The organism is Spirillospora sp. NPDC047279 (assembly GCF_040643285.1).
In the GTDB taxonomy this organism is placed as follows: domain Bacteria; phylum Actinomycetota; class Actinomycetes; order Streptosporangiales; family Streptosporangiaceae; genus Spirillospora.
In genome coordinates this window covers 460254-481779 of sequence record NZ_JBEYUA010000007.1, presented here as the reverse complement: position 1 = coordinate 481779, position 21526 = coordinate 460254, and the positions used below count along the sequence as shown (strand labels likewise).

The 21526-nt window shown below is 72.6% G+C and carries 19 protein-coding genes; 16 read left to right on the top strand and 3 right to left on the bottom strand.

Going from position 1 to position 21526, the window contains the following annotated elements:
* The first annotated feature begins 6 nt into the window (after positions 1-6).
* The 3 genes from ABZ810_RS20995 to ABZ810_RS20985 are packed head-to-tail and all read left to right on the top strand — an operon-like array spanning position 7 to position 3061.
* Positions 7-891, top strand: a complete 885-nt coding sequence (locus ABZ810_RS20995) for a prenyltransferase/squalene oxidase repeat-containing protein (RefSeq protein WP_358405381.1) — start codon at positions 7-9, stop codon at positions 889-891.
* On the top strand, positions 888-1661 hold the full coding sequence (locus ABZ810_RS20990; RefSeq protein ID WP_358405380.1) for a tryptophan synthase subunit alpha: 774 nt from the start codon (positions 888-890) through the stop codon (positions 1659-1661). Before ABZ810_RS20995 ends, ABZ810_RS20990 begins: the two co-directional genes overlap by 4 nt.
* Positions 1662-1678: 17 nt before the next feature.
* Positions 1679-3061 (top strand): pyridoxal-dependent decarboxylase, encoded by a 1383-nt coding sequence (locus ABZ810_RS20985; RefSeq protein ID WP_358405378.1) that lies wholly within the window; start codon positions 1679-1681, stop codon positions 3059-3061.
* A 110-nt stretch (positions 3062-3171) separates the two neighbouring features.
* On the opposite strand, the gene ABZ810_RS20980 is transcribed toward ABZ810_RS20985, so the two are convergent.
* Positions 3172-4296: an FkbM family methyltransferase gene (locus ABZ810_RS20980; protein ID WP_358405376.1), complete on the bottom strand. Its 1125-nt coding sequence runs from the start codon at positions 4294-4296 to the stop codon at positions 3172-3174.
* A 193-nt stretch (positions 4297-4489) separates the two neighbouring features.
* On the opposite strand from ABZ810_RS20980, the gene ABZ810_RS20975 reads away from it, so the two are divergent.
* Genes ABZ810_RS20975 through ABZ810_RS20960 form a run of 4 tightly spaced genes read left to right on the top strand, consistent with a single transcriptional unit; the run spans position 4490 to position 7684 of the window.
* Complete coding sequence (locus ABZ810_RS20975) at positions 4490-5626, top strand: acyl-CoA dehydrogenase family protein (RefSeq protein WP_358405374.1); 1137 nt, start codon at positions 4490-4492, stop codon at positions 5624-5626.
* Positions 5627-5647: 21 nt separating this feature from the next.
* Positions 5648-6142 carry a hypothetical protein gene (locus ABZ810_RS20970; RefSeq protein WP_358405372.1) on the top strand — a complete coding sequence of 165 codons (495 nt, stop codon included), beginning with the start codon at positions 5648-5650 and terminating at the stop codon, positions 6140-6142.
* Positions 6139-6726: a flavin reductase family protein gene (locus ABZ810_RS20965; RefSeq protein ID WP_358405369.1), complete on the top strand. Its 588-nt coding sequence runs from the start codon at positions 6139-6141 to the stop codon at positions 6724-6726. The genes ABZ810_RS20970 and ABZ810_RS20965 overlap by 4 nt, the downstream gene beginning before the upstream one ends.
* A complete protein-coding gene (locus ABZ810_RS20960) occupies positions 6698-7684 on the top strand; it encodes a hypothetical protein (protein ID WP_358405367.1) in 987 nt (328 codons plus the stop codon). Before ABZ810_RS20965 ends, ABZ810_RS20960 begins: the two co-directional genes overlap by 29 nt.
* Positions 7685-7730: 46 nt before the next feature.
* Here the strand turns inward: ABZ810_RS20960 and ABZ810_RS20955 are convergent, their stop codons facing one another.
* A complete protein-coding gene (locus ABZ810_RS20955; protein WP_358405364.1) occupies positions 7731-8450 on the bottom strand; it encodes a helix-turn-helix domain-containing protein in 720 nt (239 codons plus the stop codon).
* Positions 8451-8615: 165 nt separating this feature from the next.
* On the opposite strand from ABZ810_RS20955, the gene ABZ810_RS20950 reads away from it, so the two are divergent.
* Positions 8616-9566: a 3-carboxyethylcatechol 2,3-dioxygenase gene (locus tag ABZ810_RS20950; RefSeq protein WP_358405361.1), complete on the top strand. Its 951-nt coding sequence runs from the start codon at positions 8616-8618 to the stop codon at positions 9564-9566.
* On the top strand, positions 9563-10417 hold the full coding sequence (locus tag ABZ810_RS20945; protein WP_358405358.1) for an alpha/beta hydrolase: 855 nt from the start codon (positions 9563-9565) through the stop codon (positions 10415-10417). The genes ABZ810_RS20950 and ABZ810_RS20945 overlap by 4 nt, the downstream gene beginning before the upstream one ends.
* Before the next feature lie 58 nt (positions 10418-10475).
* Here the strand turns inward: ABZ810_RS20945 and ABZ810_RS20940 are convergent, their stop codons facing one another.
* Positions 10476-12152, bottom strand: coding sequence for an FAD-dependent oxidoreductase (locus ABZ810_RS20940; protein ID WP_358405357.1), 1677 nt, complete (start codon positions 12150-12152; stop codon positions 10476-10478).
* Positions 12153-12349: 197 nt separating this feature from the next.
* Here ABZ810_RS20940 and ABZ810_RS20935 point away from each other — a divergent pair, with 197 nt between their 5' ends.
* From ABZ810_RS20935 to ABZ810_RS20905, 7 genes are read left to right on the top strand one after another with little or no spacing between them, the layout of a single operon-like run.
* Entirely contained in the window at positions 12350-14056 is a 1707-nt protein-coding gene (locus ABZ810_RS20935; protein WP_358405353.1) for a bifunctional 3-(3-hydroxy-phenyl)propionate/3-hydroxycinnamic acid hydroxylase, read from the top strand.
* Positions 14053-15846 carry an FAD-binding protein gene (locus ABZ810_RS20930; RefSeq protein ID WP_358405350.1) on the top strand — a complete coding sequence of 598 codons (1794 nt, stop codon included), beginning with the start codon at positions 14053-14055 and terminating at the stop codon, positions 15844-15846. The genes ABZ810_RS20935 and ABZ810_RS20930 overlap by 4 nt, the downstream gene beginning before the upstream one ends.
* A complete protein-coding gene (locus ABZ810_RS20925; RefSeq protein ID WP_358405349.1) occupies positions 15843-16691 on the top strand; it encodes a coniferyl-alcohol dehydrogenase in 849 nt (282 codons plus the stop codon). Before ABZ810_RS20930 ends, ABZ810_RS20925 begins: the two co-directional genes overlap by 4 nt.
* Positions 16688-17551, top strand: a complete 864-nt coding sequence (locus ABZ810_RS20920; RefSeq protein WP_358405348.1) for a branched-chain amino acid ABC transporter permease — start codon at positions 16688-16690, stop codon at positions 17549-17551. Before ABZ810_RS20925 ends, ABZ810_RS20920 begins: the two co-directional genes overlap by 4 nt.
* A complete protein-coding gene (locus ABZ810_RS20915) occupies positions 17548-19503 on the top strand; it encodes a branched-chain amino acid ABC transporter ATP-binding protein/permease (RefSeq protein ID WP_358405347.1) in 1956 nt (651 codons plus the stop codon). Before ABZ810_RS20920 ends, ABZ810_RS20915 begins: the two co-directional genes overlap by 4 nt.
* On the top strand, positions 19500-20225 hold the full coding sequence (locus tag ABZ810_RS20910) for an ABC transporter ATP-binding protein (protein WP_358405345.1): 726 nt from the start codon (positions 19500-19502) through the stop codon (positions 20223-20225). The genes ABZ810_RS20915 and ABZ810_RS20910 overlap by 4 nt, the downstream gene beginning before the upstream one ends.
* A gap of 59 nt (positions 20226-20284) precedes the next feature.
* Positions 20285-21502, top strand: coding sequence for an ABC transporter substrate-binding protein (locus ABZ810_RS20905; protein ID WP_358405342.1), 1218 nt, complete (start codon positions 20285-20287; stop codon positions 21500-21502).
* Positions 21503-21526: the final 24 nt, after the last annotated feature.

The following is a 21526-nucleotide window of genomic DNA, read 5'->3' as shown; positions in this document are numbered from 1 at the left end:
GTCCCGATGACACTTCCGGCCAGTTCTTCCACCCTGCTTCCGGCCGGTGCGACGTTGCGGTTCCTGACGTCGCGCCGGCAGGGCCCGGGCGCCTACCTGGAGGCCCGCGAGGACGAGCCGACCTTGGAGGCGCTGCGGTGGGCCGCCGAGATCACCGCGCTGCTGTCCGGTGACCCGGTCACGCCCGTCCCGTTCATCGACGAATGCCGCCGGGCGGGCGGCACGTTCGCGATGACGGCGGCCGACTCCGAGCCGTCCCGCGCCGCGAGCTACTACGCGGTGCGCGCGTTCACCCTCACCGGCCGGCAGGACGAGATCCCCGGTCCCCTCCCCCGCTGGTTCGTCGGCGAGGTGGCCACGCCCGGCCTGCCCGCCACCTTCGACATCGACGAGATGTTCTACGTCCTGCGCGCGCTCGAGCAGCTGGACGCGCTCGGCCTGCTCGGACCCGAGGTGTCGCGCTCGCTCGTCGACTTCCTCCAGAGCTGCCGGGCCGGCGACGGAGGCTACGCGGGAACGCCGGGCCTGCCGCCGGACACCGAGCACACCTACTGCGCCGTCTGCAGTCTGTCGCTCCTGGGGGAACCTCTCGACGCCGCCGAGAGCCGCGCGACCGCGGCATGGCTCAGGTCGCGCTTCGACACGCCGTCCGGACTCTCGACGCTCACCGCGCAGGACGAGACCCCCTCGCTCGCCGCCACCTACTGGGGCTTCCGCGCGGGCGAGGTGCTGGACACCACCGTCTGGACGGACCGGCTCGGGCCCGCGGTGGCGAGCCTGGGCAAGCCGGGCGGCGGCTTCGGCGCGCGTGACGACGCCACGTTGTGGGAGTCGTACTGCGCGCTGCGCGTCCTGACCAGGCTCGCCGCGGCCCACGGAGGCGGACGATGAACCCGTCCCGGCTCGCGGACGTCATCGGCGGCCGCGCGAAGAGAGGCGGGCTCGCCGTCGGGATCTATCTCGTGCCGGGCTTCCCGGACTGGAGCACGAGCATGGAGGCGCTCGACCTGTGCCTCGGCCAGGGCGTGGACTTCATCGAGTTCCCGGCGATGGCGGAGCCTCAGTGGTCCCCCAGGACGGGCCCGACGCTCGTGCGGGCGCTGCGTGCGGCCGAGCCCTACTCCGAGGCCAAGGCGACGGAGTGGCTGCTGCGCGCCCCCGTGCGGGTGGCCGTCGCCTACGGGTCCGCGTGGCCGTCGCCCGCCGCCTGGATGGCACCGCTCCCCCTGCGCACCGGCGTCTCGGCGTACCTGTTCGAGAGCGATCCACCGGATCTCGCGCCCTACGCGCTGGCGGCGGCCGAGGACGGCGCGGTCATCATCCCCGCGGTGGACGCCACCGCGGCCGGCCTGTCCGAGGCCGACCGGCGTGTCCTCGCCCTCGGCGGCGGTTTCGTGTACGCGTCCCTGGGGCCGGAGACCGGAAAGCGGGCCGCCTCCCCCGCCGACCTCCAGCGGAAGCGGGCGGAGATCCGGTCCGTACGCCCGGACCTGCCGGTCTGCGCCGCGTTCGGCATCAACCGGGGCGAGGACGTCGAGGAGCTGCGCGCGAGCGGGGCCTGCGAGGGGGTCATCATCGGCTCCGCCGCCCTCGCCAGGCTGGACGAGGGGATGGGGGCGTTCACCGGATGGCTCAAGGACATCGTCACCGCGGCGAGGTAGGCGTGAACGGGAATTCCATGCACGACCTGGACCACAGGCTGGCACGGCGCGTCTTCGACGAGTGCCTTCGGCAGCTCGGCCTGGACGAGGTGCCGCTGAAGACCGGCGGTGACAGGGAGCGGCTCACCGAGAGGCTGGACGGGCTCATCGGCCCGTCCGGCAACGATCCCGAGACGGTCCTGTCGGCGTTCCTCCGGGATGTCGCCCCGGCCATCCTCGCGTGCGACACCCCGCGCTTCATGGCGTTCGTGTCGTGCGTGCCGTCGAAGACGTCGATCCTCTTCGACCTGATGGTCTCCGCGTTCACGCTGCACGGGATCTCCTGGCTGGAGGCCGCCGGGCCGGTCGCGGCCGAGAACCAGGCGCTGCGGGTGCTGGCCGACGCCGCCGGGCTGCCGGCCGGCGCCGGCGGGTGCTTCGTGTCCGGCGGCTCCGGCGGCAACCTGTCGGCCCTCCTGGTCGCCCGCGACGTCGGCCTGAGCCGTCGCGGCGGGCGGATCGCGCGGCCGAGGGTGGCGGTCACGGCGGACGCGCACAGTTCGATCGGGAAGGCCCTGCACGTCCTGGGCCTGGACCCGCTGCCGGTGCCCACCCGCGACCATCGGCTGACGGGCGCGGCGCTGCGGGACGTGCTGGCCCGCGATCCGGACCGGGACGACGTCGTGGCGGTGGTCGCGACCGCCGGCACGACGAACGGCGGGCTGATCGACGACCTCGCCGGGGCGGCCGAGGTGGCCCGGGAGCGGGGGTTGTGGTTGCACGTCGACGCCGCCTATGGCGGCGCCGGCCTGCTGGCCCCCACGGTGCGCGGGCTCTTCGACGGCATCGAGCGGGCCGACTCCGTCGTCATCGACCCGCACAAGTGGCTCTTCTCGCCGTTCGACTGCGCGGCGCTCCTCTACCGCGACCCGCCGAGGGCGAAGGCGGTGCACACCCAGCGGGCGTCCTACCTGGACGCCATCCACGACGACGACGCGGGCGTCTGGAACCCGAGCGACTACGCCCATCACCTGACCCGCCGGGCCCGCGGCCTGCCCCTGTGGTTCGGGCTCGCGGTCCACGGCACCGACGCCTACCGCGACGCCGTCGAGAACTCGCTCACCATGGCCCGCTACGCGGCCGACCGGGTCGCCGGCACCGACGGTCTCACCCTGGTCTGCGAGCCGGAGCTGTCGGTGGTCCTCTTCCGGCGGGACGGATGGGGCTGGGACGACTACGGGAAGTGGTCGGACCGTCTCCTCGCCGACCAGGTCGCGTACGTGCTGCCGACGGAATGGGACGGCGAGCCGGTGGCACGGCTCTGCTTCGTCCACCCGGAGACCACCAAGCAGCTGGTCGACGAGGTGATCGACACGATCGCCCCGCCGCTGAACGTGCCCGCCGGGCCCGTACGGCGGTGACCGTGGGGGGCACCGGATCCCTGGTGCCCCCCAGACGCTGGTGTTCATCAAGACGAGGGCCCGGCCGCGGGGTTCACCCGGCGGCCGGGCCCTCGGCCCGCCCCAGAGGTCTAGGAGGCTTGCCCCTGAGGCGATCGGGGAAGGTCGGCGGGCGACCGGGGAAGGTCGTTGACGACGACCACCAGATCGGGCAGCAGGTCGGCCGGCAGGCGGTCGGACAGCCAGTCGGCGACCGATCCGGGATCGACCTCGTGCGCCGTCGCCACCGGGCGCGGGTCGGCGTCGTAGCCGGGCCGGATGGCGTAGACCGCGTAGCGGCCGGTGTCGCGGAGCATCTCCTCGACCTCCACGCTGACGCGGAAGCCCTGCTCGGCGAGCCGCGCCGTGACCCGCCCGACCCGGCCCTCGGTCGGCGACCCGGCCTCGTCGTGCACCTCCATGCTGATCTGCTGGATCAGCGGCCAGTGCCGGTCCTCGATGCCCTGGAGCACGTCGTACTCGGCACGCTGGACGTCGATCTTGATCCAGTCGATCGTGCCGAGCCCGGCCTCATCGATCACCGCCGACATCGGGCGGAGCAGGCACGGGCGCTCGACGAACTCGAAGTCCCTGGCCGCCAGCCCCTCGACCTCGGCCAGGTGCTCGGCGCGGCCGGGCGGGCCGTTGCGCCGCTCGTTCGCGACGTACAGCTTGATCAGCTCGACCTCGTTGTCCCAGTTCGTGTAGTCGTGCCGGCACGACATGATCGACACGTCCGGGTAGTAATAGAACGAGACCTCCTGCTCGCGGTCGGACAACCCGAAATTGAACGCCCGCGTGGCGAGGCCGCGTTCGCCGATGTTCTTCTGGAGCGCGGCGAACACTTCGGGGACCGGCTCGAACGCGAACACTTTCGCGGACGGGCAGCGCGCCTCGACGAAAAGGCTGAACATTCCGATGTTGGCGCCGACGTCGAACACCACGGCGTTCTCGCGGAGCACGATTCCGCCGCGCAGATAGGCCTCGTCGACGAAGATCTCGTCGTGCAGGAACCGCGTCTCGGTCAGGTTCATGCTCGCCAGCTCGGCGAGGACCCCGCTGTCGGCGGTCACGGAGAGCGTTCCCCATGGCAGCACCTCTGCCACCAGCCGGTCGTCGGCATCGCGGAGCACGCGGGCGCGCGCGATGCCGGGATAACGGCGCAGCGTACTCTCGATCTCGGTTGCGACCCCGGCAGAATCATCAGAGGTGGACATAGGTCTCCTTACCTCTCGCCACTCGACGGTGCGTCACATCATCGCAGTCGCCTCGGACCCGGCACTGACATCTCACTGACACCGTTCTCGCCGCCTTATGCATGAACGATCTGATCCCTTTGCGTCAGCCGCGCGTCAGAACAGGCTGCAATCATTTCAGGGAGATATACGGAAACAGATCGGAGATTGATCGATGCGCTCCCTGGATGAGGCTCGTGAGGTGTGCGAGCGCCATCACCCCGGCCTGTGCGGCGCTCTCTCGGACGTCTCCCTGGCCGAACGTGAGGCTCCGGGCGGGCCGGTGCTCGGCCTGTTCCGCAAGTTCGGCGGACCCGGGCTGCTGGTTCCGGCCGAGTACGGGGGGATGGGGGTGGACGCGCTCAGCGCGGCGCGCGTCATGCGGGCGATGTCGTCGTACTCGCCCTCGCTGGGCGCCGCCACCACCATGCACCACTACACGACGGCGACGCTCTTCTCGCTCGCCGGGAGCGCCGGCCGCCTGACGCCGGCGCAGCTGGACGTCCTGGCCGAGATCGCGCCGGGCAACCTGCTCGTGGCCTCGGGGTGGGCCGAGGGCAAGCCGGGGGCCAACATCGTCGTCCCGGCGGCGACCGCCCGCGTCACCGAGGGCGGCTACCTGGTCAACGGCGGCAAGAAGCCGTGCAGCCTCGCCCACTCGATGGACCTGCTCACGGCCAGCGTCGCGGTGCCGGAGGACGGGGCCCACACGCTCGCCCTGCTGCTCATCCCGGCCGGCTCGCCGGGCATCTCGGTGCACAGGTTCTGGCTGAGCGACGTGCTGGCCGGGGCGGAGAGCCACGAGGTCAGGCTCAACGACGTGTTCGTCCCGGCGGACATGGTCATCCGGACCGAGCCGGACTCCCCGGACCGGCTCGACGACCTCCAGACGACCGGCTTCGCCTGGTTCGAGATGCTGGCGACCTCGGTCTACGTGGGCGCCGCGAGCGCCCTGGTGGAGCAGGCGCTGGCCAGGGGGCGGGGCAGCGTGACCGACCGCCTGCAGGCGGCGCTCCAGCTGGAGTCCGCCGTCGCGCTGGTCGAGGGCGCCGCCCGCGCCCTCGACGACGGGCTCACCGGCGACGCCGCCGTGTCGGCGGTCCTGGTGGCCAGGTACGCGGTTCAGCAGGCCCTCAGGGAGGCCTCGGACATGGCGGCCGAACTGCTCGGCGGCATCGCGTTCATCCGGTCGCCGGACATCGCCTACCTGATCGCCGCCGTCCGCCCGCTCGCCTACCACCCGCCGTCGCGGACCGCCATGGCGGAGGCCCTCGTCGACTACCTCACCGGTCAGCCGCTGCGGCTGACCTGACCCTCGAGAAGGAACCCGGCCATGGATGTGAAGAACCCCTTCGAGAGCCCGACGACGTTCCGGCTGCACCGCGCCGAGTACGTGGCCGCCTGGATCGCCGTGAACGTGCTGCTCGTCATGAACTGGAGCGAGATCCGCTGGCTGCCGGCGCTCGTCCTGTTCGCCTACATCGACCTCATCGGCTACCTCCCCGGCGCGATCGCGTTCCGGCGCAGCTCGACCGGCTGGATCTCGAAGAACTACTACATCGCCTACAACATCCTGCACAGCCAGATCACGCAGGGCGCGGTCATCGTGGCCTGGGGGCTGACGATCGGCTGGGAGTGGGCGCTGCTCGCGATCCCGTGGCACATCTGGGGCGACCGCGGCATCTGGGGCAACTTCCTCAAGCCGTTCGGCCTGCCGTTCGAGCCGCACGAGGCGCCCGGCTACCGCCGCCTGGTCGACGAGATCGCCACCGGGCGGCCGGAGGACGGGCGGGTCCCGGCCCCCGCCGCCGGAGTGCCCGTCAAATGACGGCGGCCGATCTGGACGTGGAGCTGCGCCGGGCGGTCCGCCGCCTGGCGACCGGCGTGGCCGTGCTGACGGTGTGGCAGGGCGACGACGTCCGCGGCACCACGGTCTCCTCGGTGGCCGCGATCTCGCGGGACCCCCTGCTGGTGGGCGTGTGCCTGCGCGAGGGGTCGGGGCTCGCCGAGCTCATCGGCGAGGCCCGGCGCTTCGCGGTGAACGTGCTGTCCACGCGGCAGTCCGCGCTCGCCGGCTGGTTCGCCGACCCCGCCCGGCCGCGCGGGCCGGCCCAGTTCGACCATCTGGAGTGGGAGCCCGACGCGTTCAGCGGAGCGCCGTGGATCGGCGGATCGCTGGCGTCGCTCGGCTGCCATCTCACCGCGACGGTCCCGGCCGGCGACCACAACCTCCTGATCGGCGAGGTCGTCACCGCCCGCGACGGCGAGGGCGGCCCCCTGCTGCACTACACGGGGCGGCTGCACGACGGGATGCTCCGCCTCCTGCCCCGCGAGGCCACCCACACCCGGAACGGCGACGGCAACGACCACAGAGGAGGCCGGCATGACGCGTTCAGTGCCACGGGAAGCTGACTTCGACCTGGCGCCCGACCTGCTCGACGGCGCGATGAACCTGACCATGACCACCCGCGACTGCGACCTGGCGTACTGGCTGACCGCCGTCGCGCAGGGCACCCTGCTCGGGCGGGCCGAGACCGGGCACTCGGCCACCGCGGCCACCCCCGATTTCATGCGCGAGGACGGCCCCCTCCGCGAGGCGCTCATCCTGGAGCTGGGCTGGCGGTCGGTCGCCGAGGACCGGGCCGCGCGGGCCCTGTCCTACTTCGTCGCCGAGGCGCCGGGGGTCCCGGAGATGGAGTTCTTCGCGACGCAGGTGCTCGACGAGGCCAGGCACGCGAGGGTGTTCCGCGACCACCTCGTCGAGCTCGGCGTGCCCGCCGAACGGCTGCACGAGACCATCGCGGAGTTGTCCGCCGACTACGTGGCCGACGTGCTCACGCCCATCGAGGAGTTCGTGGTCCGCACCGTGCGCGACGAGGGCGACTTCGTCGGTGCCGTGGCCGCGTTCACGATCGTCGTCGAGGGGGTCCTGGCCCCCGCCGCGGAGCTGAGCGAACGCAAGTGGGACCGCCTCGACCCGGCGGCCGGCGAGATCGCCCACGGCGCCGGAATCGACGAGATCCGGCACCTGACCGTCGGCAGCTCGATCGTGCGCGAACACCTCATCCGCGAGCCGGGCTACCGGTCACGGGCCATGGAGATCGTGACCGAGGGCCGCAGGCTCTGGGACGAGGTGCCCGTCCTCAAGTACGTGCTGCGCCGCGAGAACCTCTTCCAGGAGGGCATGCGGGACCATGCCGACCTGCTCGAGGGCTATGAGGTGTTCCCCGGCCGCGAGCTGCTGGAGACCGGCGCGACCGAACGTTACGACATCGCCGAACGATGGACCGACGAGATGGCCGAGGCGCGCCTGCGGTACATGGGCCTGCCGGAGGCCACGGCCATCCTGAAAACGGCCACCGCGCGCTAGGGCGACGACCGGCCCGCCGCAGGCCTGATCGCTGGTCCGCGGACTCTCAGACCGTCCCGCCGGCATCGCCGGGCCGCGCCGGGTGCAGGGCGCGGCCGACTCGCTGCGCGGCCTGCACGATGTGCTCTTCGGCCGCCTTCGCCTGGTCTTCCCGGTGGGTGATGAGGTTGAGGCAGGTGCGGGGAAGGGTGCCGGGAATGTAGGCCGCGATCGCGTAGGCCCCGACCAGTATTTCGCCCTCGCTGGTCGCGTAGCCGCGCTCGCGGGCCCGGGTCACGGCCGCCGGCTCGCCCTGGACGGGCGGCTCGGCGGCCAGGAGCGCGTAACCGGCGCCGCCGCGGTCGATGGGCGTGCGCATCCCGGCCTTGAACGCGATGTGGTGGGACGTCGTCGTGGGCTCGACGAGGACGATCGCGACGGCCTCGTCGCCCTCGGCGACGAACAGCGCGACGGTGCAGCCCAGGTCGTCCGCCGTCTCGCGCATGATCGGGATCGCCGCCTCGCGCAACGCCGGCAGGTAGGTGTCGGCGAGCGTGGCCAGGCGGGCCCCCGGGTGGTAGGTCCCGTTCTCACCGTGGGCGACGAAGCCGAAGTCGGCGAGCGTCTGCAGGAGCCGGTAGGCGATGGACCGGTGGACGCCGAGCTCGCGGGCGAGCTCCTGGACGGTCATGCCACCGCTCGACTCCACGACCATCAGCAAGGCGCGAAGGCCGCGCGCGAGCGTCTGGCTGCCCACCTGCGTACGCCCCGTTGCGGATTCCGCCATGAACGCATCCCCTCACCCGGCCGTGACCACGGCGTTGACGGCCCACCGGGCAGTCCTTAGCATTGCACATATATAGAGCACATGTATGTAAATAATGATACAGCATCGAGGGTCGGCGTGCGAACGACGCGCGCCGGGCGGTGGCGCCCTCAGAAAGGATCCGACGTGCCCGTTGCCCTGTGCGCGACATCCCATTCACCGCTCATCGGCCTGCACGATCCAGAGCCGGGCGTCAGGGCCGAGGTCGACGCCGAGCTCGCCGCGGCGCGGGCGTTCGTCGGGGACTTCGCCCCCGACCTGGCCGTGATCTTCGCACCCGACCACTACAACGGGTTCCTGTACGACATGATGCCGTCCTTCTGCGTCGGCGCCGCCGCCACGTCCGTCGGGGACTACGGGCTGCCCGCCGGGCCGCTCGACGTGGACCGGGACGCCGCCTACACCATCGCGGAGAAGGTCCTGGCGAGCGGCGTCGACGTGGCGATCTCGGAGGACATGCGGGTCGACCACGGGTTCGTCCAGCCGCTGACGTTCCTGTTCGGCGCGCCGGCGGCGATCCCGATCGTCCCCGTCTTCGTCAACTGCGTCGCCGAGCCGCTGGGGCCCGCGATCCGTGCCCGGCTCCTGGGCACCGCGGTCGGGGAGGCGGTGCGGGGGATGGACCGCCGCGTCCTGCTGATCGGTTCGGGAGGGTTGTCGCACGACCCGCCGGTGCCGCGGCTGAACGGAGCGCCGCCCGAGGTCGCGGAACGCCTGAAGCACGGCCGGAACCCCTCGCCGGAGCAGCGGGCGCTCAGGGAGGGCCGCACGGTGGAGGCCGCGAGCGAGTTCACGCACGGCAGAGGGGGCTACCGCCCGCTGAACCCCGACTGGGACGCGCTGGTGCTGCGCTCCCTCGCGGCGGGCGACTTCGCGGCCGTGGACGAGCGCGACAACGAGTGGTTCGTCGCCGAGGGCGGCCATTCCGCGCCCGAGGTCCGGACCTGGATCGCGGCGTACGCGGCGCTGGCGGCCGCGGGCCCGTACACGGTCCGCTCCTCCTACTACCGGGCGATCCCCGAGTGGCTCGCCGGATTCGCGACGACCACCGCGGTCCCGCTGGACGGTGCGGCGTGAACGACGTGGCGGCGGTGCCGGTCAGCCGGCGGACCATCGTGGTGGACGGGCTCGTCACCGGCTTCCTCGAGGCGGGAGAGGGAGACCCGGTCGTCCTGCTGCACGGCGGCGAGTTCGGCGCCGAGGCGGAGTTCGCCTGGGAGAACACCATCGCCGCCCTGGCCGGGCGTCATCGCGTGCTGGCCCCGGATCTGCTGGGCTTCGGCCGGTCCGCGAAGGTGGTGGACTTCGTCGACGGGCGCGGGATGAGGATCCGGCATGTCGCACGTTTCTGCGCGGCGCTGGGGATCGGGTCCGCGTGCTTCGCCGGGAACTCGATGGGGGCCGTCATGCTCCTCACCGACGCCGTGTCGGACGCGCCGGCGCTGCCGGTGAGCAGGATGGTCACCATCTGCGGGGGCGGCGAGATCCTGCGCAACCCGCATTCGGACGCGCTGTACGAGTACGACGCGACGCTGCCGGCGATGCGGCGGATCGTCGAGGCGCTGTTCCACGATCCGTCGTATCCGGCCGATGACGGCTACGTGCGGCGGCGGTACGAGTCGAGCGTCGCCCCGGGGGCCTGGGAGTCGATCGCGGCGGCGCGTTTCCGCCGCCCCGCGTCCGAGGACCCGGCCGCCGTGGCGAGCCCGGCGGCCCCGCGGAGCGAACCGGCGTACGACCGGATCTCCGTCCCGGTGCTGGTGGTGGAGGGCGAGCACGACAAGCTGAAGCCGCCCGGCTGGGCGGCGGAGATCGCCGCCCGGATCCCGGGCGGCTCCTCCGTGGTGGTCGAAGGGGCCGGCCACTGCCCGCAGATCGAGCGTCCCGAGATCATGAACAAGCTGCTGCTGGACTTCTTCGCCGGGTAGGAAGGACGCCGTCGCCCGGCCCAGCGGGTGTGCCCGCGGGGCCGGGCGCGGGGCCGGGCTACCGTGCCGCGTGGTCCGCGGTCGCGTGGTCCGGGGCCGCGTGGTCCGGGGCCGCCCTGCCCGTCGCCGCCCTGCCCGTCGCCGCGAGGTGACCGGCGCGGTATCCCCAGACCATCGCGGGGCCGATCGTTCCGCCCGCGCCGCCGTAGGCCCGCCCGGTCACGCCCGCCATGGCGTTCCCCGCGGCGAACAGGCCGGGGATCGCGGTGCCGGACACGTGCAGGACGCGGCCGTCGTGGTCGGTGCGCGGGCCGCCCTTGGTCCCCATCGCGCCGACCGAGACCGGCACCGCGTAGAACGGCGGCGTGTCGAGCGGGCCGAGCGTGCGCCCGGCGGCGGTGGCCGCCGACTCGTCGCCCCACCAGCCGTCGTACGCGCTCGATCCGCGCTGGAAGCGCGGGTCCTCGCCGCGCCGGACGCCGCGGTTCCACTCCTCGATCGTGTGCGCCAGCCCGGCCGGGTCGATGCCGGTCGCCGAGGCGAGCGACGCCAGGTCGGCCGACTCCGCGAACCAGTCCGGGACCGGCTCCCCCGGGGCGACGCCGAGGAAGCCGTAGCGCGCGAGGTGAACGGAGTCGAAGACGATCCACGCCCGGTCGTTGACGTACCCGTCGCGGGGGTCGAGGTAGTGGAAGGCGCCGGCCATGGAGTTGTAGTCGCACGACTCGTTCACGAAGCGGCGGCCGGCCCGGTTGACCATGATGCTGCGGGGGCGGGTGCGCTCCAGCCTGACGCTCCGGCTGCGCGGGCGGCCGTCGATGGTGTCCCCCGGGATCCGGACGATGGGCACCCACCACGCCTCGCCCATGGTGCCGAGTTCCGCGCCGAGCGCCATGGCCATGCGCAGCCCGTCCCCGGTGTTGTTCGGCGGCGACACCGCGCCGTGCATGGGGCCCCGGAGGAACGCGCCGACCAGCGTGTCGTCCCACTCGAAACCGCCGGTCGCCAGGATCACGCCGCGGCGGGCACGCACCTCGATCCGCTCACCGCCCGCCTCGATGCGCACGCCCATGACGGCGCCGTCGTCACCGGTCCGGAGTTCGACGGCGCGGGCGTTCGTCCGCGGCACGACGCCCGCGTCCAGCAGGCCCTTGAGGAGGCCGGCGACGAGGGCGGTGCCCGCGACGCACGTCGATCCGGGCGCGGCGCCGATCGACGGGTGGAGGCGGGCGCGGGTCTCGGCGTCGAATCCGACGTCGCTCCAGTCCGCCGGGAAGGCGGTGATCCTTTCGCGCCATGCGCCGAGGCGGGACGCGTCGTACGGGGCGGGGCTGAGCGAGCGGCCGCCCGAGGGTTTCCCGCCGGGGAGCTCCGGCTTGTAGTCGGGGAAGCCGGTGGCGACGTCGAAGCGCACCTCGCTGTGCGCCTCGACGAAGTCGATCATGCCGGGGGCGGTGCGGACGAACGTCTCGACGAGGTCGTCCCGCATCGAGCCCAGGGACTGGGCGCGGAGGTAACGCAGCGCGTCCTCGACGGGCAGGTCGACGCCGGGTGCCCGGTCGTGCGCCGGCACCCACACCACTCCTCCCGACACCGCGGTCGTCCCGCCCACGGTCGCGGCCTTCTCGTACACCGCGACGGACGCTCCGTGCGACGCGGCGGCGAGCGCCGCGGTGAGTCCCGCGCCGCCGCTGCCGAGGACGACGACGTCCACCTCGTGATCCCACGCGGTCATGGCTCGCGCCTCCCATCTGTGACCTGGACGGCCAGTTGAGCGATATTTACAACACAAGGCTCATTATATTCACACCTTCGCTCGCGTTCGAGGGGTGAACCGTTGACGAACCGCAGGTGGCTGACCTAGGTTGTGAATATCGCAACAGCTTGCGCGTTATTTGCACATGCTGTCCCCCTGGCAGTGAAGGATCACCGATGGGTTCCAGCCCCCGCCCCACGGCGCCGCCCCCCGCGTCCGGAGATCGTGTGGACGTGTTGATCGTGGGCGCCGGTCCGGTCGGGCTGACGCTCGCGAACCTCCTCGGCGCGCACGGTGTCTCGGTGCTCGTGGCCGAGGAGCGCGCGGCGCTCATCGACTACCCGCGCGGCGTCGGCCTGGACGACGAGTCGCTGCGCACGTTCCAGGCGATCGGGCTCATCGACCGGGTGCAGCGGCACACGATCCCGAACCAGATCCTGCGCTTCGTCAACGGCAAGGGCCGGGTGCTCGCCGAGATCGCGCCGAGCGGCACCGACTACGGCTGGCCCAAGCGCAACGGATTCGTGCAGCCGCTCGTCGACGCCGAACTCCTGGCGGGACTGTCGCGGCATCCCTCGGTCGAGGTGGCCTGGCGGACTCCGGTGGAGACCTTCCGCGACACCGGCGACGGGGTGACCGTCCGGATCCGTTCCGCCGAGGGCTCCGGGGCCGGCTCCGAGGCGGGCTCCGAAACGGGCTCCGAAACGGGCTCCGTCCGCGAGGTCCGGGCGCGCTACCTGGTCGGCTGCGACGGCGGCCGCAGCCTCACCCGGCGCCTGCTCGGCACGGCGTTCGAGGGGACGACGTCATCGACCCGATGGCTCGTCGTCGACATCGAGAACGACCCGCTGGGCTCCCCCAACAGCTACGTCGGAGCGGACCCGGAACGGCCGTTCGCCTCCATCTCGATCGCGCACGGGATCCGGCGGTTCGAGTTCATGATGATGCCGGACGAGGCGGACGACGAGGCGGAGAAACCGGAGTTCCTGCACCGCCTGCTGCGGCCGTTCGTACCGGATCCGGCACAGGTCCAGGTCATCCGGCACCGGGTCTACACCCATCATTCCCGGCTGGCGGGAACGTTCCGCAAGGGCCGTGTGCTCCTCGCGGGCGACGCCGCCCACCTCATGCCGGTCTGGCAGGGGCAGGGGTACAACAGCGGGATCCGCGACGCCGCGAACCTCGGCTGGAAGCTCGCCGCCGTCGTTCTCGGCCTCAGCGGCGAGGACCTGCTGTCCACCTACGACCAGGAACGGCGCGACCACGCCCGCGCGATGATCGACCTGTCCACCACGGTCGGGCGGATCATCTCGATCCGGGACCGCCGGCTCGCCTGGGCGCGCGACCGGGTGGCCTCCGCCGCCTCGGCGTTCCCCTCGCTGAAGCGCTACGTCGTCGAGATGCGGTTCAAGCCGATGCCGCGGTACCGGACCGGGGCGATCGTCCCGCCGTCCGGCCCCGACTCGCCGGTCGGCCGGCTGTTCCCCCAGCCGAAGGTCCGGACCGAGGACGGCGTGATGCTCCTCGACGACGCGCTCGGCGGCTGGTTCGCCGTCCTGTGCTGGAACAACGACCCGACGGCGATCCTCGATGACGACGCGCTGGCGATCTGGCGGCGGCTCGGGGCGCGGCTCGTCGCCGTCGTGCCGGCCGCGCAGCTCGGCGCCCAGTCCTTCCCGCCCGAGGTGCACGTCGTCGGCGATCCCGGCCCGCTGAAGACCTGGTTCGACGCGCACCGCGAGTCGGTCGTCTTCCTGCGCCCCGATCGATGCGTCGCGGCCGCCTCGATCGCCCAGCGGGCGTCGGCGACGTCCCGGCGGCTGGGCTCGGCCCTGGCCCTGAACCGGTCCACCGCAATCCCGGAAGAGGTGGAGGGAGAATGACCGACAATCGCAGCGACCAGGACCACGACCGCACCGTCGACGTCCTGGTGATCGGGTCCGGCGCGGGCGGTCTCACCGCGGCGCTCGCGGCGGACGCGCGCGGGCTCAGCACGCTCGTCGTGGAGAAGGCCGCCCGTTTCGGCGGTTCGAGCGCGCTGTCCGGCGGCGGGATCTGGGCCCCCGGGGCTCCGCCGCAGGTCCGCGCGGGCGTGCGCCTGGAACGTGAGGACGTCCTCGGCTACCTCCGCGAGATCACGGAGGGGACGGTCGACGAGGGCCGCCTGAAGGCCTACCTCGAACACGTTCCGAAGATGATGGCCTTCCTGGAGGAGGCGAGCGAGCACCTCGAGTTCGTGTGGAAGCCCGGCTACCCCGACTACTACCCGGAGGTCCCGGGAGGTTCCGCCGAGGGCAGCGTCATCAACATCCCGCCGATCGACCTGCGCCGGCTCGGGGAGGACGCCGACCGCCTCCTCCCGCCGCACGCCGTCGCTCCCCCGGGCCTGTGGATCGGCCCGAACGAGCTCGTCGACTTCTACCGGCTCCGCCAGACGTGGAAGGGCAAGCTCCTCTTCCTCCGGCTGCTGTGGCGCATGGTGCGGGCGCGGCTGCTCGGCGAGCGCGTCGTGACGATGGGCCAGGCGCTCATGACCCGGCTGATGCTGGCGTTCCGCGAACGCGGGCTGGAGTTGTGGCTCGACTCCCCCATGACCTCGTTGATCACCGATGCGGCGGGGCGGGTGACCGGCGCCGAGATCAGCCGGGGCGGGACCGTCCGGCGCGTCCGGGCCCTCGGCGGCGTCGTCGTCGCGTCCGGCGGGTTCGACCACGGCGCCGAGCTGCGCCGGGCCCACCAGCCGCACGCCGACCCGGCGCTGAGCCTCGGCGCGACGTCCAACACCGGTGACGGCATCGTCGCCGCCCAGGAGGCCGGCGCGGACGTCGCCCTCATGGACGGCGCCTGGTGGTACCCCGCCGTGGCCTGGGGCGACGGGCGGGTGCAGTTCAGCCTCAACGAGCGCATGATGCCGGCGCAGTTCATCGTCAACGGCGACGGCGACCGCTTCATCAACGAGGCGGCCCCGTACCAGGACTTCGGCGCCACGATGATCTCCGGCGAGGCCGCGGGCGTCCGGCACGTCCCGGTCTGGCTGATCACCAACGAGTGGTGCTGGCGGCGTTATGTGATCTTCGGGCACCTGCCGCTGCCCCGGATCCCGTTCGCGCCCGTCCCGACCGGGCGGAGACTGCCCGCCTCCTGGGAGGCGTCGGGATCCGTCGCCACCGGGCGGACGCTCGACGAGATCGCCGAGCGCATCGGCGTCCCGGCCGGCCGGCTGCGGCGCACCGCCGACCGGTACGACCGGGCCGCCAGGACGGGCCGGGACCCGGACTTCCACCGCGGGGACAGCGTCTACGACCGGTACTACAGCGACCGCACGCTGCCCCACCCGAACCTGGCGCCGCTGGGCGAGGGCCCGTACTACGCCTTCGCCCTCGTGCTCTCCGACCTGGGGACCAACGGCGGGGTCCGCACCGACGAGCGGGCTCGCGCGCTCCGGGCCGACGGCTCGGCCATCGGCGGGCTGTACGCGACCGGCAACGCGTCCGCGACGGTCATGGGCCGCAGTTACGCGGGTGCGGGGGCGACGCTCGGCCCGGCCATGACGTTCGGGTACGTCGCCGCGAACGACATCGCCGACGCCCGCGCCGCCACGGACACCGGGCCCGGCGCCGGCGCCCACGGCGCCTCCGGCCTGGAGGACCCGGAACGGCGGAGGACCGCATGACCGCGAGCCAGGACCGGCAGGAGTACGCCGGCAAGCGGGTCGTGGTCACCGGATGCGCGTCGGGCATCGGCGAGCGCCTCGTCCACCTCCTGCACCGCCGGGGCGCCGAGGTGATCGGCCTGGACCGCCGGGCCACCTCGGCACCGGTCGCCGCCTTCCACCTCGTCGACCTCGCCGACTCCGGGTCCGTCGCCCGGACCGCCGGCGCCCTGGACGGCCCGATCGACGCCCTCTTCAACGTCGCGGGGGTCTCCGGGCTCGCCGACCCGGCGGAGATCATCGGGATCAACTTCGTCGGGACGCGGGAGCTCACCGAGCGGCTGCTGGAACGTATGCCCGCGGGCGCGGCGGTCGTGAACACCGCCTCGATCGCCGCCTCCCACTACCTGCGGCGGCGCGAGCTGGTGGCCGGCCTGCTGGCCACGGCCGACCGCCCGGCGGCGGCGCGCTGGTGCCGCGAGCACCGGGCCCGGATCGGCACCGGCTACGCCGTGTCGAAGGACGCCCTGGTCTGGTACACGATGACGCGCGCGGTCGAGCTGGCCGGACGGGGCGTCCGCATGAACTGCGTGGCCCCGGGGCTCACCGACACGCCGATCCTCGACGCGTCCCGCCGGTCCAGGGGGACCGCCTTCCTCGAGTCCATCCCGCGACCGCTCGGCAGGACGGCCGAGCCGGGCGAGCAGGCGGCGGTGCTCGCCTTCCTCAACAGCGCCGCGGCCTCCTACCTCACCGGTCAGGTGGTCTGGGTCGACGGCGGATACATGGCGGGCGTCGCCACGGGCCGGTTCCCGAACGTCACGGGAGCCGCCGGAGACGCGGAACAGCCGGGAGACCGATCATGACCGACATCATCGCCGGGCTCGCGACCGGGGCGGTCTACGCCATGGTCGCGCTCGGCTACAACCTGACCTATCTGGCCTCGGGCGTGCTCAACTTCGCGCACGCGAACCTGATGGTCCTCGGGATGTACGTGGCCTACTGGGCCCACAGCACCGGCAACCTGGCGACGCCCCTGGTGTTCGTGGCGGCCTTCCTGCTCGCCGGGCTCGCCGGGCTCCTGGAGGAACGGCTGGCGATCCAGCCGCTCCGCAAGGCCGGCGGGAGCGCCGAGCTGGTGACCATGGTCGGCGTCGCGACCGTCATCACCGGGATCATCTCGCTCACGTACGGGTCCGACGCGCTGCGCGTCCCGTTCTTCGGGCCGGACGAGACGCTCGTCCTGCTCGGCACCCGGGCGCAGCCGATCGACCTGATCATCATCGCCGCGGCCGTCGTGCTCGCGCTCGCGCTGCACACGGGCACCCGGCACACCCGGATCGGGCTGGCCGCGCTCGCCCAGATCGACGACCGGGAGGCGGCCCAGCTGCGCGGGATCAACGTGAGCGCGCTGTCGATGTGGGGGTTCGCCTTCGCCGCCGCGGTCGGCGGCCTGCTGGGGCCGCTGCTGGTCGCCAAGACGTTCGCGGCGCCCTCGCTGGCGCTCGTCCTCGCCGTGAAGGGATTCGTCGTGCTGGTACTGGGCGGAGTCGGGAGCCATCGGGGCGTGCTCCTCGCCGCGTTCGCGATCGGGATCGTCGAAGCGCTGGGCGCTCGCTACATCGGGCCGCTGTACCGGGACATCGTCGTGTTCGCGGTGTTCGCGGTGACCCTCCTGACCTTCCCGCAGGGGCTGGCGGGCGGCCGGAAGGAGAGGGTCGTATGACCACGGCCGCGACAACGAGCACGGCAACGGGCACGGCAACGGGCGCGGGGACGAGCACGGCGCGGAGGCTCGCCCTCGCGGGGTGGCCCGTCACCGTCGGGCTGGTGGCCGCTCTGCCCTGGATGGGCCTGAGCAGCGCGACGCTCCGCCTGGTCCTGCTGATCGCGATCCTCTCCCTCGTCGTCAGCGGGCTGAACCTCACGCTGGGCTACGCGGGCGAGCTCGCCCTGGGGCAGGTGCCGCTGTACGCGGCGGGCGCCTACACCACCGGCTATCTCGCGATCAACGTCATCGACGACCTGCTCGCCTGCCTGATCGCGGCGGTCGCGGTGGCCCTCCTGCTGGGCGTGGTCACCGGGCTGCCCGGCCTGCGCCTCGGCGGCTGGACGCTCGCGATCACCTCGTTCTTCGTGGTGCTGCTGATCCCCTCGGTCATCAGCGTCTTCGGCGACCGGCTCGGCGGGCTCGAGGGGCTGAACGGGATCCCGGTCCCCACGCTCTTCGGCGCCGACCTCGACGACAACGCCTTCTACGTCGTCGTCATCGTGGTCACGGCCGCCTGGTTCGCCGTCTTCCGCAACATCGTCGTCTCCCGGCACGGGGCCTCGTTCCTGGTCCTCAAGCAGAGCCCGGTGCTGGCCACGGCGATCGGCACGTCCCCCTTCGCGACCAAGGTCACCGTCTACGCGCTCAGCGCCGTCCCGGCGGGGATCGCGGGCTGTTTCATGGCCTACCTGGACTCCTACCTGTCCCCGCTGTCGTTCGGGCTGGAGCTGGCGATCGTCGTCCTGGCGGCCGCCGTCCTCGGCGGGGCGACGAGCGTGTACGGCGCGATCGTCGGCGCGGCGCTGATGGAGATCGGGCCGCTGCGGATCACGGTCTTCGACAAGTACGCGATGGTCGTGTACGGCGTCTTCCTGATCGCCGGCGGCCTGCTGCTCCGCAACGGGCTGACGGGCGTGGCCGAACGGCTCGGGCGCAAGGCGAAGGCGGCGGTGCGGTCACGCCGCGGGCCCGCGCCGGCCGCCGGCCCCTCGGACGCGGCGCCGGCCGGCGCGGCCGCCGTGAGCTTCCCGGTCGTCGACGGGCTGGCGCTCACCGTGGCGGGGGTGAGCAAGAGCTTCGGCGGCAACCTCGCCGTGGACGACGTCTCGTTCGAGGCCCGGCCGGGCCAGATCACGGCGCTGGTCGGGCCCAACGGGTCCGGCAAGACGACGCTGATGAACCTCGTCTCCGGCTACTACGCCCTCGACGGGGGGACGATCAGGCTCGGCGACCAGGTGATCTCGGGCCTGCCCGCGTACAAGGTCGCGCGCCGCGGCGTCGGCCGCACCTTCCAGACGCCGCTGATCCCGCAGGGGCTCACGGTGATGGACACGATCGTCACCGGGCGGTTCGCCCGGCACCGGATCTCCCTCGCCGAGAGCGCCCTGCGCCTCCCGCGCCACTGGAGGGCGCTGAAGGCCGAGCGCGCCACCGGTGCGCAGATCATGGAGAGCCTCGGGCTGGCGGGCCAGGCCGGCACGCAGGCCGCCGACCTCGCCCTCGGCACCCGCCGCATGCTCGAACTGGGCAGGGCCATCGCCGGCGGCAGCTCGCTGGTCCTCCTCGACGAGGTGGCGTCCGGGCTCGACGAGGACGACGTCCACGGGCTGGTCCGGGTGCTGACGAGCATGCGCGACGCCGGCATCACGATCCTCCTGGTGGAGCACAACTTCGCGCTCGTCCGCGCGCTCGCCGACACGATCGTCGTGCTCGCCGAGGGACGGGTGATCGCCACCGGGACCCCCGCCGAGATCGCGTCCCATCCCGAGGTCGTCCAGACCTATCTGGGCCAGGGCGGCGACATCGCCGGCACCCGGGTCCTCGCCGACCGGCTCGACGGCGACCCGCCGGACCGCGACCGGCCCGGCACCGATCGGCTCGACACTGAGAAGGCGGACCGGGCATGACCGTTCTGGAGGTCGAGGGCCTCGCCACCGGCTACGGCGATCTGCGCGTCGTCGGCGACGCCACGTTCCGCGTGGACAGCGGGTCGGTGACCGCGCTCCTGGGACGCAACGGCGCCGGCAAGACGACCACCCTGCGCGCCATCGCCGGCCTGAACAAGATCACCGCCGGGAGCGCGACGCTCGACGGCGCCGACCTCTCCCGGATGCCGCCGTACCGCAGGGCCCGCGCGGGCATCGCCTACGTCCAGGAGGGCAAGCGGGTCTTCCGGTCGAGGACGGTCGAGGACAACCTCGCCCTCGGCACCTACGCCTGCCGGGACCAGGCGCGCGGGCGCGCGCTCGTCACCGAGATGTACGAGCGCTTCCCCGTGCTCGCCCAGCGCAGGAAGCAGCCCGCGGCGGCGCTCAGCGGCGGGCAGCAGCAGATGCTCGCCATCGCGCAGGCGCTGGTCGCCGACCCCGTGGCCCTGATGCTCGACGAGCCGTCAGCGGGCCTGGCTCCCGCGATCGTCGGCCAGGTGCTCGACGTGATCAAGGACCTCCGGGCGCACGGGCTGGCCGTGCTCCTGGTGGAGCAGGCGGTCGACTTCGCGCTCGCCGCGGCGGACCGGGTCGTGGTCCTGAACGTGGGACGCACCGTCTACTCCGCTCGCAGCGACGACCCCGGCCTCCGCGACGCGATCCAGCGCGCGTACATGGCCGAGGAGAGCGAGCTCTCGTGACGCGCCCCGCGCGTCCGCGGAAAGGCCCAGAACAGGTTCGGAAGAAGGAAGCCCACCCCATGCTGACACTCAGCGCCACCTTCAGACACCGCTCGGCCGCCGGTGCGGCCCTCTCCCTCGCGCTCCTGCTCTCGGCGTGCGGCACCGCCGCCGAGGGCGACGACAAGGAGTTCGACGTCCTGTTCATCGGCGGCATCACCGGGCCCACCGCCGCGACGGTCAAGGCGACCACCAGCGCGCTCGAGGCGGCCGCGCAGTCGATCAACGAGGCGAACGGCGTCAACGGACGCCGGATCAAGCTCCACTTCAAGAACTCGCAGGCCGACCCCACCCGCGCGGTGAGCCTGCTCCAGGAGTCGCTGTCCGGGTCGAACCCGCCCGACGCGGTCATCCCGAGCGGGTCGAGCGCCGAGGCGCTGGCCCTGGTGCCGCTGCTCACCCGCAAGAAGATCGTGTCGGTGAGCTTCGGCGCCAGCCCGCTCCTCAACGACCCGAAGAAGTACCCGTACCACTTCCAGACCGCGCCCAGCAGCGCCGCGCAGCTCGTCGGGCTGCGCCCGCTCCTGGAGAAGAAGGGGATCAAGAGCCTGGGCGTCCTGGTCTCCAAGGACGAGTACGGCAAGGGCGTCGTCCAGGCGATCAAGGCGCAGATGGCCGGCTCCGACATCAAGGTGAACGCCTTCGAGTTCGTGGCGACCGACGTCGACCTGTCCGTCTCGTACCGGCGCATGCTCGCCACCGACCCCGGCTTCGTCTTCCTCGACACGACCGGTGAGGCCGCCGTCCGGCTGATGCAGGCCCGCGTGCAGGCGGGCGGGACGAACATCCCCACGGCCGCCGGCATCGGCATGTCGCTCACCGCGGGCGGCCCGTACAAGTACGGCTCCCGCGAGGCCAACACCAACCTGGAGATCCTGGTGTTCAAGGTCGAGGTGGCGGTGCCCGAGAGTTCGCAGTCGCCGACGTTCAAGGACTTCTACAAGCGGTACTCCGGCGGCAAGCCCATCGCCAACAGCCTGTCGACGCCGTCGCTGGCCTGGGACGAGCTCCGCCTGCTCGCCGCCGCGGGCGCCCGGCCGGGCGCGCTCGACAAGACGCCCGGGTCGCTGGTGAAGGCGTTCTACGACCTGAAGATGCCCGAAGGGCACTGGCTGACCGAGACGCAGTTCACCTACACGCCGGACCGGCACACGCCGATCCCGCCGCCCGACGACTTCCCGTTCATCCCGTCCTCGCCGCAGGTGAACGGCCAGTACCAGGTCAAGTCGGCGTCGTAGGCGGCATACCGGAAGAAGGGAGAG